Origin of the sequence: Lipingzhangella halophila, from assembly GCF_014203805.1 — a bacterium.
Lineage (GTDB): Bacteria > Actinomycetota > Actinomycetes > Streptosporangiales > Streptosporangiaceae > Lipingzhangella > Lipingzhangella halophila.
The window spans coordinates 1,515,245-1,530,296 of sequence record NZ_JACHJT010000001.1 but is presented as its reverse complement, the minus strand read 5'-3'; the positions used below and the strand labels follow the sequence as shown (position 1 = coordinate 1,530,296).

General features: G+C 69.8%; 12 protein-coding genes. 5 read left to right on the top strand and 7 right to left on the bottom strand.

Annotation, left to right across the window (positions count from 1 at the left end):
* Positions 1-41: 41 nt before the first annotated feature.
* Together paaK and F4561_RS06855 are read right to left on the bottom strand one after the other, a co-directional pair.
* Positions 42-1,388, bottom strand: coding sequence for a phenylacetate--CoA ligase PaaK (paaK, locus tag F4561_RS06865; protein WP_184575884.1), 1,347 nt, complete (start codon positions 1,386-1,388; stop codon positions 42-44).
* 638 nt (positions 1,389-2,026) lie between these two features.
* On the bottom strand, positions 2,027-2,563 hold the full coding sequence (locus F4561_RS06855; RefSeq protein ID WP_446684982.1) for a transposase: 537 nt from the start codon (positions 2,561-2,563) through the stop codon (positions 2,027-2,029).
* Between the two features lie 64 nt (positions 2,564-2,627).
* Here F4561_RS06855 and F4561_RS06850 point away from each other — a divergent pair, with 64 nt between their 5' ends.
* Positions 2,628-3,476, top strand: a complete 849-nt coding sequence (locus F4561_RS06850) for an ABC transporter substrate-binding protein (protein ID WP_184575880.1) — start codon at positions 2,628-2,630, stop codon at positions 3,474-3,476.
* Between the two features lie 349 nt (positions 3,477-3,825).
* Here F4561_RS06850 and F4561_RS06845 read toward each other — a convergent pair whose 3' ends face one another.
* The 3 genes from F4561_RS06845 to F4561_RS06835 all read right to left on the bottom strand — a co-directional run bounded on the left by F4561_RS06845 (position 3,826) and on the right by F4561_RS06835 (position 6,684).
* Positions 3,826-4,347 carry a Dabb family protein gene (locus tag F4561_RS06845; RefSeq protein ID WP_312885173.1) on the bottom strand — a complete coding sequence of 174 codons (522 nt, stop codon included), beginning with the start codon at positions 4,345-4,347 and terminating at the stop codon, positions 3,826-3,828.
* Positions 4,344-5,198 carry an SDR family oxidoreductase gene (locus F4561_RS06840; protein WP_184575878.1) on the bottom strand — a complete coding sequence of 285 codons (855 nt, stop codon included), beginning with the start codon at positions 5,196-5,198 and terminating at the stop codon, positions 4,344-4,346. The genes F4561_RS06845 and F4561_RS06840 overlap by 4 nt, the downstream gene beginning before the upstream one ends.
* A gap of 61 nt (positions 5,199-5,259) precedes the next feature.
* Positions 5,260-6,684: an MFS transporter gene (locus tag F4561_RS06835; RefSeq protein ID WP_221445389.1), complete on the bottom strand. Its 1,425-nt coding sequence runs from the start codon at positions 6,682-6,684 to the stop codon at positions 5,260-5,262.
* Positions 6,685-7,056: 372 nt separating this feature from the next.
* Here F4561_RS06835 and F4561_RS06830 point away from each other — a divergent pair, with 372 nt between their 5' ends.
* Complete coding sequence (locus tag F4561_RS06830) at positions 7,057-9,735, top strand: AAA family ATPase (protein WP_184575876.1); 2,679 nt, start codon at positions 7,057-7,059, stop codon at positions 9,733-9,735.
* A 285-nt stretch (positions 9,736-10,020) separates the two neighbouring features.
* On the opposite strand, the gene F4561_RS06825 is transcribed toward F4561_RS06830, so the two are convergent.
* The gene (locus F4561_RS06825) at positions 10,021-11,526 is read right to left on the bottom strand and encodes an MFS transporter (protein ID WP_184575874.1); all 1,506 of its coding nucleotides are present in this window, start codon (positions 11,524-11,526) and stop codon (positions 10,021-10,023) included.
* Between the two features lie 376 nt (positions 11,527-11,902).
* Here F4561_RS06825 and F4561_RS06820 point away from each other — a divergent pair, with 376 nt between their 5' ends.
* Positions 11,903-12,721: an SDR family oxidoreductase gene (locus F4561_RS06820; protein WP_184575872.1), complete on the top strand. Its 819-nt coding sequence runs from the start codon at positions 11,903-11,905 to the stop codon at positions 12,719-12,721.
* 130 nt (positions 12,722-12,851) lie between these two features.
* On the opposite strand, the gene F4561_RS06815 is transcribed toward F4561_RS06820, so the two are convergent.
* The gene (locus F4561_RS06815; RefSeq protein WP_184575869.1) at positions 12,852-13,481 is read right to left on the bottom strand and encodes a TetR/AcrR family transcriptional regulator; all 630 of its coding nucleotides are present in this window, start codon (positions 13,479-13,481) and stop codon (positions 12,852-12,854) included.
* 162 nt (positions 13,482-13,643) lie between these two features.
* Here F4561_RS06815 and F4561_RS06810 point away from each other — a divergent pair, with 162 nt between their 5' ends.
* Entirely contained in the window at positions 13,644-14,177 is a 534-nt protein-coding gene (locus F4561_RS06810) for a PadR family transcriptional regulator (RefSeq protein WP_184575867.1), read from the top strand.
* Positions 14,161-14,859 carry a GyrI-like domain-containing protein gene (locus tag F4561_RS06805; protein WP_184575865.1) on the top strand — a complete coding sequence of 233 codons (699 nt, stop codon included), beginning with the start codon at positions 14,161-14,163 and terminating at the stop codon, positions 14,857-14,859. The genes F4561_RS06810 and F4561_RS06805 overlap by 17 nt, the downstream gene beginning before the upstream one ends.
* The last annotated feature ends 193 nt before the right edge of the window (positions 14,860-15,052 follow it).

Sequence of the window (15,052 nt, the reverse complement as noted above, 5' to 3'; positions counted from 1 at the left end):
CCGTTTCGATGCTCAGGTCGGCGTTGCGGGCGTTGCCGGCGTCACCCGCCGCGGTGGTCGACGGTCCGGCGGAGTTTGCCCACGGAACGCTCCAGGGTCTCCGGGTCGACCACCTCCACCTCGACACTGACCCCCACGCCGTCCTTGACCGCGCCGACGATCTCGCGGGCCGCGGCGTCCCTGCGCTCGCCCGGACAGTCCGGCCGGGACTCGACGCGCACCGTCAGGTGGTCCATGCGGCCCTCGCGGGTCAGATGCAGCTGGAAGTGCGGGGACATGCCGGGCACACGCAACACGATCTCCTCGATCTGAGTGGGAAAGACGTTGACACCTCGCAGGATGATCATGTCGTCGCTTCGGCCGGTGACCTTCTCCATCCGGCGCATGGTGCGCGCTGTTCCCGGCAGCAGCCGGGTCAGGTCGCGGGTGCGGTAACGGATGACGGGCAGGGCCTGCTTGGTCAGGGATGTGAAGACCAGCTCCCCGGTCTCGCCGTCGGCGAGAGCCTCACTGGTCAGCGGGTCGACGACCTCCGGGTAGAAGTGGTCCTCCCAGATGTGGTCGCCGTCCTTTGTCTCGACGCACTCACTTGCCACCCCCGGGCCCAACACCTCCGACAGGCCGTAGATGTCCACGGCGTCGATACCGAAGCCCTCCTCGATCTCGCGGCGCATCTCCTCGCTCCAGGGTTCGGCGCCGAAGATGCCGACGCGCAGCGACGTGGCGCGCGGGTCGAGGCCCTGGCGTTCGAACTCCTCCAGCAGGGTCAGCATGTAGGAGGGGGTGACCATGATGACGTCGGGGCGGAGGTCTCGGATGAGCCGCACCTGCCGCGCCGTCATGCCACCGGAGACGGGGATGACGGTGCAGCCTAGGCGCTCGGCACCGTAGTGGGCACCCAGCCCACCGGTGAACAGGCCGTAGCCGTAGGCGACGTGCACCCGGTCGCCGGGGCGCCCGCCGGCGGCCCGGATGGAGCGGGCCACCAGGTCGGACCAGACGTCGAGGTCGTCGGCGGTGTAGCCGACGACGGTGGGCAGCCCCGTGGTGCCGCTGGAGGCGTGCACCCGGCTCACCCGGTCCATGGGGACGGCCACCATGTCGAAGGGATAGTTCTCGCGCAGGTCGTCCTTGGTGGTGCAGGGGAACCGGGACAGGTCAGCCAGGGTGCGGCAGTCGTCGGGGCGCACCCCGGCCGCGTCGAAGGTGCGCCGGTAGAACGGCACGTTGTCGTAGGCGTGGTGCAGCGTCCATCGGAGCCGTTCCAGCTGCAACGCCTCCAGTCCCACGCGGGTCAGCCGCTCGCCCGCGTCCAGGAAGGGCCGCCGGTCGGGTGCGGTCGCCGGGCTCGGTTGCGACGGAACCGTGGTGCTGTGCTGGGTGTCCATGGGCGGCCTCCGGATGCTCTTCGTGCCAGCAGTGGATCCCCCTCGGGATGCGATACCCGCACGCCGCCCCCGCAACGCCGGGTACCGCCCCGAAGAGCGCCCGGCAGCGGTGGCACGACGCCGGCCGTGGCGGCGCCCGCGCCCCCACGTGCGGATGCGTTCGACCAGCCGGGCGCACGCCCCGTCCGCACCGGTCCCGTGGGCGTAGGCGCCAAGTTCGGCAAGCCCGAGAGGGAACCGGCATGACGGCGACAGCCGCTAAAAAGGGGCCACAGCCCGGCACGAAACGGACGGATACGAAGCGCTGGGACGCTCCCGCGGCGGGCTGACCACCACAATCCGCCTGCTGGCCGACCAACACCGCCGCCCACTGGCCGTGCTCACCAGCCCCGGACAGCGCGGCGACGCCCCGATGTTCGCCCCCCTCATGGGCGCGCTGCGGTTCCGCGCACCATCGGCCGGCCGCGCACCCGCCCCGCTCGCCTGCTGGGCGACAGGGCCTACTCCTCGGCCGCGATCCGCGCCCAGCTGTCCCAGCGCAAGATCACCGCCACGATCGCCCAACCCGCCGACCAGCAGGCCAACCGCAAACGCCGCGGCTCAGCCGGAGGAAGGCCACCGGCCTTCGACCGCCAGGCCTACCGCGGACGCAACACCGTAGAGGGGGCCGTCAACCTGCTCAAGCAGAACCGGGCGGTAGCGACCCGATACGGCAAGAGAGCCGGATCCAGCGGCCGGTTCTGCCACTCGGCCATGCGCTCCATGGCCGCATCGGTGATGGCCGAGACGGTCTGCTTGGAGACCTCGGCGCCGTAGACCTCACCCAGGTGGGCACAGATCTCGCCGTGGGTGAGGCCTTTGGCGCTCAGGGAGAGCACGATGCCGTTGACGCCGGACAGGCGCCGCTGGCGCTTCTTGACGATCTGCGGGTCGAAGGAGGCATCCCGATCCCGAGGCACCTCCAGCTCGACCGGGCCGGCCTCGGTGGTCACGGTCTTGGCGCGGGCGCCGTTGCGGGCGTTGGCGCCGCCCTGGTCGCTGCGCTCGTGCTTGGCATAGCCCAGGTGCTCGTCCATCTCGGCTTCGAGCACGTTCTCCAGGGTGGTCTTGGTCAGCCGGCTCAGCAGCCCGTTCTCGCCGACCATGTCCACGCCCTCGGCTTTGGCCTTGGCCATCAGCTCATTGACCAGATCCTCGTCCGACCTGCCAGTATCCTTCCAAACCTGCCCATTGTCACCCATGGTGAACTCCTACCCCCGTAGAGTTACACCAATTAACTTACAGTCCTCCGCCCTGGAGGATGACGACCTCGCGGTCGTGGGCCTGACCAACGGCAACATCTTCCGCGTCGTCGTGCCCGAGGACAGCGAGATCCACGAGCCAGAGGACCTGGCCGGCGCCACCATCGGGGCCTCGTCCCTCTCCACGGTCAGCGCCATGAACGCCGAGGGGCTCGTCGACGCGGCCGGTCTCGACGCCGATGCGGATGTGGAGTACCTGCCGGTGGGCTACGGAGCCCAGGCCGCCGAGGCGTTCGAGAACGGTGATATCGACGCATACTCCGGCTACGATGGTCCCAACGTCGTCATCGGTGACCTTCTCGGCACCGAGCTACGGGAAATCCCATCCCCGATCAACGACATCTCCGGGACCTCCGCGTTGATTGTGCGGGCCAGCGCGGTCGAGAACGAGGCCGAGCACGTCATCGGCCTGTCCAGGGCGTTCTTCAAATCCACGGTGTTCGCCGAGGAGAACCCGGAAGCGGCCATCTCCATGCACTGGGAGGAGTTTCCGCAGTCGCGTTCGGCCGAGATGGATGACGACGAGGCGATGGAACAGTCCGTGCGCATCCTGAACCAGCGCTTGGACGTCACCGGCGGGCGGGGAGACGACGGCACGTTCGGTGTCCAGGACGACAAGGAGCTCCAGCAGACACTCGACTTCTTCGCCGACGTCGGCATCATCTCCGAGGAGGTGAACGTTGAGGAGTCCGGACTCTTCGACTACTCACTCGCCGAGGAGTACAACAAGTTCGACGAGGAAGCCGTTCGACAGGAGGCCGCGTCCTGGGACCAGAAGTCAACTTGACTCGGCTTGCGGGGCCAGGCTTGGAGGTAGTGCCCAACTGGCTGCTGGGTGGGCTCCTCTGAAGTTGCTTCGGTTCGGTTGACGTCTTCGCGCTTGGGTTTAGGCGGCTTGAGACACCTGTGCCGGGTCTTGGCGATCCCGCGGGTTGTGACGACGTTCATACTCGTCCGGGCTGAGCTGGCCGTTGGCCGAGTGCCGCCGGTGGGGATCGCAGAACCCTCGATACACGCGCTCCACGCCGGTCTCCTTCCGGGTGCGGGGCTCAGGGGTGAGCCCCGCACCCTGCCTCTGGGGGTCAGACTCCACTGTTGACACAGGCGCTGGCGCACGTGCCGTTCGCCGCGGTTCGCTAGGTGTTGTCCTTGCCGGGCGCGGCACTGCCGGTGTACTCGATACCGGCCACCAACCCGGCGATATCGGGCTGCTCTTCGAACCGGCGCCGGTGCACCTCAGCGATCTTCGCCCCGATCTCGAGGTCGGGATCGTCGGTGATATCGAACGACGCGAACTTCTCCACCATCGGTAACCCGGTCCGGTCCCGCTCGAGATGAGCCGGGTCGTTCATCATCGCCGCGTAAGCCTCTATGTCCTTGATCCCGGAAACGGCGCCGTACTGGAACTCCCCACCGAAATCCGGACCGACCACCGAAAACTCGATGTTCGGGTTGGCCGCGCCTTGCTCACGCATGCTCGCCAAAGCGGCCGCGATGTCCTCTTCCGAGACCTCGGGCTTAACCTTGAACCGGGTGCAGTGATAGATCAACGCTTTTCCTTTCCATGGGTAATGTGCTTGCCCCGGCGACCGGCGGCGGGCGGGGAAGGCCCGGCGACCAGGCCGCTGCCATCGACCGGTGGTCGCGCGGGTCGTCACGCCGGGATGAACGCGGCGGCGTAGTCGTTGGCGAAGTCGGTGATGTCGCGTGCGGGGTGCCCGGTGAGGTCGGCGACCGACGTGTGCACTTCGGCGGCCTCCCCGCGGGCGTAGTGGGCGTAGTCCTCGACGAGACCGGCGAGCTGCCACGGCGGGAGCATGCCGTCCAGCGCGGCGGCGAACTGGTCGGCGGGTGCGTCCTGGAATGTGATGTCGCGGCCGGTGGCGGTGGACAGCGCCTGGGCGATCTGGTCGTGGGTCACGGCCCGGGGCCCGGTCAGTGTGTAGGTGCGGCCGGTGTGCCCCGAGCTGGTCAGCACCGCGGCGGCGGCCTCCGCGATGTCCCTGGTGTCGATGGCGCTGACGGCGGCACCGCCGGCGGGCGCGGCGAACCAGCCCTGGGCGATGGTGCCGGCGAAGGCGAGCAGCGCCTGCATGTAGAGGTTGGGGCGCAGCACGGTGTGGTCGAGGCCTAGCTGCCGCACGTGTGCTTCGACTTCGGCGTGCCAGCGCAGGAACCGCACCGGTGAGTCGGGGCGTGCCGCGTACTGCGAGAGCACCACGAGCCGGTGCACGCCGGCGTCGCGGGCCAGCCCGGCGAATCGGGTCTGCAGCGCGGCGGCGTCCTCTGCCGAAGGGCTGTTGAGGAAGGCCGCGTCGACGCCTTTCAGCGCGGCGGTGACCGACTCCGGGTTCTGCAGGTCGGCGACGACGTTCTCGACGCCGGGAACGGGGCGGTCGGGGTTGCGGATCATGGCGCGGACGCCGGCGCCGCGGGCTTGCAGGGCGGGGACCAGGGTTGACCCGATGGTTCCGGTCGCGCCGGTCACGAGCACAGTGGGGGCGTTCATCGTTGGGTGTTCCTTCCTTGGTGTCGCCGAGGCGTGTTCCTCGGCGGGGTCGGTTCCGGGGTCAGCGCGCTCCCGTGAGGTCGGGGGTCGGCCGTGTATGGGAGGTAGGGACGAGCGACAGGGCGATGGCGATGCAGATGAGCGCGGCCGCGCCGAGGAACGCGGTGGTGAACGAGATGTCCGCGCCCGCGTGTGTCCCCGCGGCGCCGATGGCGATCCCGGCGAGGGCGGCGAGCCCGACCGCGCCGCCCAGCTGCTGCGCGGCGTTGATCAGTCCGCTGATCAGACCTGATTCACCTTCGGTGCTGTCGCGCACCGCCATCGCGGTGGCGTTGACGGCGGCAAGCCCCAGGCCGCCACCGATCAGCAGGAACGCGCCCAGCAGACTGGCCGAGAATCCGCTGGTCGTGGGATCCACCACCAACCACAGCAGGCCAGCGAGCAGCACGGCCAAGGAGATCGGCTGCGCACGGGCCAGCCCGAGGCGCTTGGCCAGCGGTGGCGCGGCGACGCTGCCCACGATGATCATGCCGGCGAGGGGGAGTTGCGCCATTCCGGTCGCCAGCGGCCCCATCCCGAGTACGTCCTGCTGGTACAGGGGCAGGAAGTAGAACAGGCTCGTCAGCGTGCCGCCGACCAGCAGCATTACCGCGTTCGCCGTGACCACCGGCCCGCGGGTGAAGACGCCCAGCGGGACGAGGGGGTGTGCGGCGCGCCGCTCGACGACCACGAACGCGGCCAGGGCGGCGGTGCCGGCCACCAGGCCGGCGATGGTGCTGGGCGCGCCCCATCCGGCGTCGGCGGCGGAGACCATGCCCAGCGCGAGGGCGGAGATCCCGATGGTGATGGTGGCGGCGCCGAGCGCGTCGAACCGGCCGGGGCACCCCGGGATCGAGGGCACCGACCACCACACGACGGCCGCACCGACGACGCCGAACGGCACCGGGGCCAGGAACACGGCCTGCCAGCCCAGCATCTCGGTCAGCGTTCCGCCGAGGAAGACACCGACGACACTGCCGCCACCGGCGACGGCGCCCCAGATGCCCATCGCACGGGTGCGTTCCGCGCGAGACGAGTAGAGGGCGAGCACGAGCGAGAGCGCGGCCGGCATCACCAGCGCGGACCCGATTCCCTGCCCGATTCGCCCGGCGATCAGCGGCGCGCTGTCGGTGGCCATCGCGCACAGGACCGATGCCGCCAGGAAGACGGCCATTCCGACCAGGAAGATCCGCCGGCCCCCGAGCACGTCGGCGAGGCGGCCGCCGAGCAGCAGCAGACCGGCCAGTGCCACCAGGTAGCTGTCCACGACGATGGTGAGTTCGGAGGCGGTGAGCCCCAGGCCCTCGCGGATCGCCGGTCCGGCGAGGTTCACCATCGCGGAGTCGAGAATGACCAGGAACATGGCGGATGCCAAGCCGGCCATCGCCACACCGCGTGGTGCCCGCAGCCGGATGGGCGCCCCGGTGAGGGCGGTTTCGTTTCTCATCGGTTCGTCTTTCGTCAGGGGGTGGCTATTTCCGCGTTCCGACGGTGGCGAGGGCCGCGCCTGGGGGTGGGGCGAGCCCGGAACCGTGCCGCGGGCGAGGCGGTGAGCCGCCGTGCCGTGGGCTTCTTCCGTCATGCCATTACGGTCGCGCGGCCCCGCCCGCGTTCGCGTCGGTGACAATCACCTACTCCGCCGATGGCGCCACCGACCGCCCCGGCCAAAGGTGTGCGCCGCCGCGGCCCGAGACGCTGTCCGCGGTCCGCCCGCCGGCAAGGACTTCCCAGGCCGAGGGCTCGGCTTTGCGCCGCGGTGCCACGGTGCGTCGTTCGCTCCGTTCGCTCCGTTCGTGCCGTTCCACATAGAGTTGGCCCTATGCTCACGAGGCACCCCCGCTCGCTCATCGGAAGGCACGACGAGATCGAGCGCCTCCTTGCCCTCATCGGGACCGCGGAAAAAGGCGAGGGCGGCGTGCTCGTCCTCCGCGGCGAGGCGGGCATCGGCAAGAGCGCACTGCTGGACCACGTGGAGCACGCGACGCCGGAGAAGTTCCAGACCATCCGCGCGTCCGGGACGGAGTTCGAGGGTGAGTTGCCGTTCGCGACACTGCACCAGCTGTGCGTCCCGGTGCTGGGGCACCTCGACTCGGTGTCGGCTCCCTACCGCGACTCCCTCCTGGTCGCGTTCGGGCTGGCCGACGGCGCGCCGAACCCGTTCCGCGTCGGCCTCGCCGCACTCGAACTGCTGGCCGCCGCCGCGGCGGAGCGTCCACTGCTGTGCGTCGTGGACGACGCGCACTGGATGGACGCCGCCTCGACGAAGGCGTTGACGTTCCTGGCGAGGCGCATCGCGGCGGAGCCGATCGCGATGGTGTTCGCGGCCCGTGACCAAGGCACCGCCCCTGGGCTGGCCGAGCTGCCCGGGCTGGCGGTCAACGGCCTGAACGACACGCATGCGCGCGTCCTGCTGGCCGAGGAGAAGGCCGTGACGCTCGATGAGCGGGTGCGCGACCGCGTTCTCGCTGAGGCACGCGGAAACCCGCTGGCCCTGATCGAGTTGCCGAAGGCCGGCGGCTTCGTGCTGCCCACACCATCGCCGGTCGCCGGCCGGATCGAGCGGAGCTTCCAGGCCAGGATGGCGGAACTCCCGCTGGACGCGCGGCTGCTGCTGACCCTCGCGAGCGCCGATCCCACCGGCGACCCGGCGCTGCTGTGGGCGGCGGCTCAGCGGTCGGACATCGACGTGCCCGCCGCGAGCGCCGAGGCCGAAGCCTCCGGGCTGGCGCGGTTCGACACGCGCGCGCGGTTCTGCCACCCGCTGGCGCGCTCGGCCGTATACCGTGCGGCCGAGCCGGAGCGGCGCCGCGCGGCGCATCGGGCACTGGCCGATGCCACCGACCCGGCCGCGGCGTCGGACCGGCAGGCCTGGCACCGCGCTCAGGCCACCACCGGGCCGGACGAACAGGTCGCGGCGGAGCTGGAGTCGTCGGCGTCGCGGGCGCAGGCGCGCGGGGGTGTGGCGGCGGCCGCCGCCTTCCTGGAACGCGCGGCGGCGCTGTCACGCGACCCCGGTAAGCAGACCGAGCGCACGCTCGCGGCCGCGCGGGCCACGCTCGACGCGGGCACGGCCGACGCGGCGGCGGACCTGCTGGCCAGCATCGACACCGCGACGCTGGATGATCTCCAGCACGCGTCCGTCGACCTGCTGCGCGGGCAGATCGCGTTCGTCGGAGGCGCGGACGGAGCCGCCAGCGGGCCGAACCTCATCCTGCGGGCCGCGCAGCGGCTCGCCCCCAGTGATCCCGAACGGTCGCGCGAGTCCTTTGTGGCGGCGCTGGAGATGGGCCTCGTCGTCGGCAAGGCCGCCGGGGTGATGGACCGGGTGCTCGACGCGGCCCGCTCGGCGCCACCGGCGTCGCGACCGCCGGATCTCCTCGACGCGCTGGTGCTGTTGAGCACCGAGGGCCCCCAAGCCGGTGTGCCGGCGCTCCGCCGGGTTCTCACCGGCGACGACGCCGGATGGACCCGGGTGCCGGCGTTGGCCACGATGGTCGCGGGCGAACTGTGGGACCTCGACCTGCACACGGCGGTCATCGAGTGGCTGGTGCGGACCGGGCGGGACACGGGATCACCGCTCACCATCCGGCTCGGCCTGTCGCAGGTGGCGATGTCCGCGGTACTCACCGGTGACTTCGGGCGGGCGATGGCCGCGATCGCCGAGGAGGAGGCGATCGCGGACGCCCTCGGCGATGTGCCGCAGCTCTATTCGAGAGTGCACCTGGCGGCGGTGCGCGGCCGCCGCCAGGAGGCGCTCGACCTGTTCGCCGAGGCGACGAGCCGGGGCACCGGTCAGCTGGCCGCCAACACCAACGGGGCCGCGGCCGTGCTGTACAACGGCCTCGGCGACTACCCGGCCGCGCTGGACGCGGCCAGGAGCGCCGTGGCACGCGGCGACCTCTTCCTGGCCGGCTTCACACTGCCCGAACTGGTGGAGGCCGCGGTGCGGTGCGGCGAGAACACCGTCGCGGAGTCGGCGCTGGAGTCCCTGGTCGAGCGCACGGCGCCCTCGGGTACCGCCTATGGCCTCGGCGTCGCGGCGGGCGCGCGGGCTCTGGTCCGCGGCGCGGAGGACGACTACCGGGAGTCCATCGAGCGCCTGTCGGACAGCCCGCTGGCGCCGGACCTCGCGCGGGCGCACCTGCGGTACGGGGGGTGGCTGCGCCGTGCGGGCCGCCGCCGCGAGGCGCGCGAGCAACTGCGTACCGCCCATGAACAGCTGTCGGAGATCGGGATGGAGGCGTTCGCCCAGCGGGCGGCGGACGAGCTGCGCGCGACCGGGGAAGTGGCCCGCCGCCGCTCCGAGCACACCTACGACCGGCTGACCATGCAGGAGACGCACATCGCGCGCCAGGTGGCGGCGGGCGCGACGACGAAGGAGGTCGCCGCGCGCCTGTTCCTCAGCCCGCGCACGGTCGACGCCCACCTGCGCAGCATCTTCCGCAAACTCGACATCACGTCGCGCAGGCAGCTCAGGGACATGCCCGATCTCGGGTGACGCGGGCTGGTCCGGGGAAACGGGGCGCTCCTGCTCCGTGCCGCGCAAGGCCGCGGCGCGCGGGTTCGGCTAGGGCCGCCGCGCCGTTTCCGGGGCGAGCCCGGCATCCCCGCGGCGACGGCCGTCCCCGCCGCACGGTGGCCGAGTCGCTGGACACCGCCGCGAATATCCGCCAGGAACGCCGGCGGTAGGCCGAAGCCGCTCGCGCCGAGCAGGAGGCCCGCCGCGCACAAGAGCAGGCGCCGGCCCCATGAGCCGCGTCACCAACCTCCCCGAACAACGCGTCTAGAGCGGCTCCGCCTCGCCGCCTCGGGCGGGGCGGAGCCGCTCGTTGCGTTTCGCAAGCACGTCAGCGGCGGCCCGTGCGATGTCGCGGAGCAGGTGCCGGGCGCCGCCGGCCAGGACGAGGCCCGCCACGATGGAGGCAGACGGCGCGACCACGGCGATGGCGACCTGAGTACCCCACATCTGCTCGGCCAGGCCGGTGACTAGTGCGCCGCCGAGTCCGCCGACGAGCGCCAGGTACAGGCTGACCAGCGCGAACGCCGTTGCGCGGAACTCGGGAGGAGTCACCGAGGCGACGATGAGACTCAACGGGACGAGACCGGCGAAGAGCACGGCCTGGACGAGCGTTCCGATGACGACGAATGTGGCGACGTTGGGCGCGTAGACCTGGGTAGCGAAACCGATTCCGACCGTGGCAAGCGCTCCGCTGGCCAGATACAGGGATGCTGTGGGGCTGCGTCGGAACAAGCGGTCGCTGTAGACGCCGCCGAGTGCCGCGCCGGCCAGTCCGCCGACGGCGCTGAGGGCACCGAGCATGCCGCGAGCTGCGATGTCCTGCCCGAAATGGTCTTCGAGGATGAGGCTCAGGTAGATCGGTATCGTGGTCACGCACAGACCGAACGCGCCGAGCGCGACCATTACGAAGTAGAAGGTGCGGATCTTCTTCAGTCGCGCGAACGCAGCCAGCAGCGGCACGGGGCGAGAGTTCGGGTCCGGCGGCAGTTCACCCCCGAGCACCGCCTCCTGCTCGAAGCGTCCCCGGACCGGTTCGCGCAGTCGCAGGGTGGCCAAGCCGAGGATGAGGCCCGGCAGGGCGAGGAAGGCGAATGCCCACCTCCACGGCTCGTGACCGTCGGGAACGATTACCGCGAAGATCGCGGCCAAGATGGGACCGGCGAGGGTGCCCAGGGGTAGGGCGCTGCGGTGAATGCCGAGCACCCGGCCGCGACCGGCGGGCGGGTAGGCGTCGGTCAGGATCGAAACCTGGATGGGCTCTTCGTTGGCCTTGCCGATACCCGCGAGGATGCGGGCCATGACCACCTGCCAGAGGTTTTGGACCAGGCCGAGGAGTCCGGCTGCGACGATCCAGGCGAGGGTGCAGATGCCGGCGATGGTGGTGCGGCGGCGACGGTCTCCGAGCAAACCGAGTGGGAGCGCGCCAAGAGAGACCATGACACCGGCGAGCGCTCCGACGACGGCGATCGCCGCCGAACTGATGCCCAGCGACTCTCGGATCTCGGGCGCGAAGATGGTGAACATCGCGTTGTCGACGCTGTCGAGCAACGCGAGGCCGAAAAGCACGCCGAGCGTCATGCGCCCGCCGATGGACATGACCTCGTTGAATGTCATCTTTGGCTCGGGTGCGGCGTCGGGTGCGACCTCTGCTTCGCGCGGAGCAGCGTCTTCGCCTCCGAGGTCGTGCTGACCGTGGACTGTGTCCTTGTCCGGTACGGCGGACGCGGAGGCTCGAGGATCGCTGGTCGCGGCGCGATCTTCGTTGGTCATCGGCGCCCTTTCACGACGTTGCCAGGCGAGGGGTGGCGTTGCGTGGCCGTGTCCAACGTGTGCCGAGCGACACGTGCCGCTGGCCGGTGTTGGTGGGTGGTCGCTAGCGGTGAGTCGTTGTCACGGTGTTCCCGCGACAGGTCTGGGCTGGCGCGGGACGGCCAGATCCCCGGGAGTCCGGGCCCTCCCGGCCACCCGCGCTCGTCCTTGCGCATCTCACATCCTTTGGTGTACGGCCCTGCGACGCACAGCGTACTATGTTGGCCAGCATAGTAAAATCGTACTAGCATTGCCTATGTTAGCCAACATAGAAATGATCGGTACGTAGCTTCGCGACGGCGACCCCTCTGAGGGGCCATAGAGAAACGGCGGTCTTGTGCGGGAATGGAAAGGGTCGGTCGCCTTCATCACCGGAGGTGGCCAGGGAATCGGCCTGGGTATCGCGCGCGCGCTGGGCAAGCGCGGTGTGCGTCTCGCGTTGGCCGACATCGACGAGGCGGCGTTGACCCGCAGCGGAAATGAGCTGTCGCGCGTGACGGCCGTTGAGACCTTTCGGCTGGACGTGCGGGACCGTGGGGCGTTCGCCTCAGCCGCCGACGAGGTTGAGTCGAAGCTGGGTCACGTCAATCTGTTGTTCAACAACGCCGGCATCGTGCCGCACTCGCCGGTGTCGGAGCTGCGGTACGAACAGTGGGACCTGGCTCTCGGCGTCAACCTCACCGGGGTGGTCAACGGGCTTCAGACCCTGCTGCCTCGCATGATCGAGCGTGGCGAGGGCGGGTACGTCGTGAACACCTCGTCGGGTGCCGGTCTGGCGGCCGACCCGAACGTGCTGTACGCGACGGCCAAGTTCGCGGTGGTCGGGCTCTCAGAGTCGCTGCAGTTGGCGGTGAGCAAGTACGGCATCGACGTCAGCGTGCTGTGTCCCGGCCCCGTCGATACCAACATCATTCACAACACCCGGTCAGCGGAGGAAGGCGTTTCCCTGGGTGGGAGAGGCGGCGCCCTCAAGGACGCCGAGGCGTTCCTCAAGGGGGGCGCCAGCATCGACTCCGTCGGCGAGATGGTCATCGCCGGCATGGAGGCCCGGTCGCTGTGGATCCACACCGACGACGTGATGCGGCCCTATGTGGAGAAGCGGATGGCGGGCCTCCTCGAATCCATACCGGCTCCGGCCGCCGACGGGGCTTTCTGACCAGGAAGCGCTCGATCGGACCGTCCGGGCAAGCCACCGGGGATACAGCACATCGCGGACACGGACGCACGGCGCGGGGCCGACCTCGCGCCGTGCCTGTGTCTCGCCACCCTCCGCGGCGAAGACTCACCTATCCGGCGGAGGCCGGCGGGGTGGACCAGATGTCGGCGAGGTTCTTGTCGAACAGGGCCGCGACCGACTGCAGGGCCTCGTCGAGTTCGAAGCTGTCGGGGTCGATGTGCGCCTGGAGGTGGATCCCGAGGAGCGCTCCGTTGAGTGCTGCGGCGAAGGCGCGCTCCTGCTTCGACGCGGTCTCGGGATCCGCGTTTTCGGGGCGTCGTGCGCGCAGCAAGAGCTCAAGGCCGTCGCGCCGCCGGGCGAGGAACTCCTGGTACTGGGCGTGGACACCCCGCGTGCCGCTGATGGCTTCGGCCAAGATCATGAACAGCAGCGCCGAATTGTCGCCGCGCACCAATGCGGTGGAGTCGTCGAACACCTCGGCGAACGCCGGCACGGACTGGTAGCGCTCCGGGGGCATCACGCGGTCGATCGTGCGCTCGACAACGGCCATCACGAGACCTTCTTTGTTCTTGAAGTGCCACGGGATGGAGCCGCGGCTGATGCCCGAGCGCTCGGAGATGTCGACGAAGGACGTGCGGTCGAACCCGCGCTCGGCGAACAGCTCTTCGGCTGCGTCCAGAATGCGGCGGCGGCTCTCCTCGCTGATCTCGTCGATCCGGCGCCGCCCTTGGGAACTCATGGTGGTCATCTTAGGGCAGCGCCCCTCTTGCCGCCGCACATCCGGCCGCGTACCGGCTTCGGCAGACCGGTCGCGCGCGGGCGCACCGGAGTACTCCACGAGTGTGGCTCGTCCGCTCGCCGAGCTGGATACGCCTCGGTATTCTAGTGCTAGAATACCGATGTGGAACTGACCCGGGCTGAGCTGACCGTCCTCGGTTTGCTCATCGAACGCCCTCAACATGGCTACGACCTGGAACAGGTGATCGAGCGCCGCGGTATCCGGCAGTGGACAGACATCGGATTCTCGTCGATCTACTACTTGCTGACCAAGCTGGAGAAGCGCGGTCTGGTCCATGTGCCCGAGGCTCCCGCTGCCGCGAAGTCGCGCCGCGTCTTCCAGGCCACCCCAGCCGGACGAGAGGCCGCGAGGCTCAATGCGCTCGCTCTCATCGAGGAACCGCGCCCGGTCGCGCACCCGCTTCTGGTCGGCGTCGCCAACCTCCCGCTGCTCTCGGAGCGGGAGTACGTCCAGGCGCTGGGCACCAGGCTCGCCCGGGTCGAGGAGCGCATCGCCGCTGTCCAGGAAGCGCAACAGAAGCAAGCTCCCCTCCCGCTGCCGGCGCGCGAGGTGTTCTCGTACTCACTGAGCCTCCTGGAGGCGGAAAGGTCGTGGCTCGCCAGCCGAGTCCAGGTGCCCGATGACGGACAAGACTGACTTCAAGAAGAGCCTCGACGCCTACCAGGCGACACGAGGTCGGTTCCGGATCGTGGAGGTACCCGAGCTGCGGTACCTCATGATCGACGGCCACGGTGACCCGAACACCTCACCAGCGTTCACCGAAGCGATCGGAACGCTCTACCCGGTGGCCTATAAGCTGAAGTTCGCCAGCAAACGCGACCTCGGACGCGACTACGTCGTCATGCCTCTGGAGGGCCTGTGGTGGGCCGAGGACATGGACGCCTTCACGGCGGCGCGCGACAAGTCGCGGTGGGACTGGACACTGATGATCATGGTCCCGGACTGGATCGGCCAGGACATGTTCACCACCGCCCTCGAACGGGTCGGGACCAAGAACCGACCGAGGCGGCTGAACGACATCCGCCTGGAGACGCTGTCCGAGGAGCGTTGCGTGCAGACGCTGCACATCGGCTCCTACGACGACGAGGCGGACGTGCTCGCGCGGATGCACCGCGAGTTCATCCCGGACAACGGGCTGCGCATGACCGGCAAGCACCACGAGATCTACCTCAGCGACTCCCGCAAGGTCGCACCCGAGAAGCAGCGAACCATTCTCCGGCAGCCGATCGTTCCCGCGGCCGGCCCCGGAGACGGGAAGGCTCCGGATGACACTGCCGCGCCCGGTACGTGCCGCACCGCTCAAATTCCAGGTGGCTGAACCCCGCGTTCGGGGAATCGATGGCTTCGCTCCGCGCGCATAGGTCACGTCCACGGGAGCATGCTGGCCGATGTCCGAACCTGACGGCCGGTGGAACTGTTGGCACGCCTCCTCAATGTCCTCCCCCTGCGCCGGCATTCGTTGGGGGATGGTCAAGTTTTGTCGGGACCACGGTGTGTCACGTGCGGCCGCG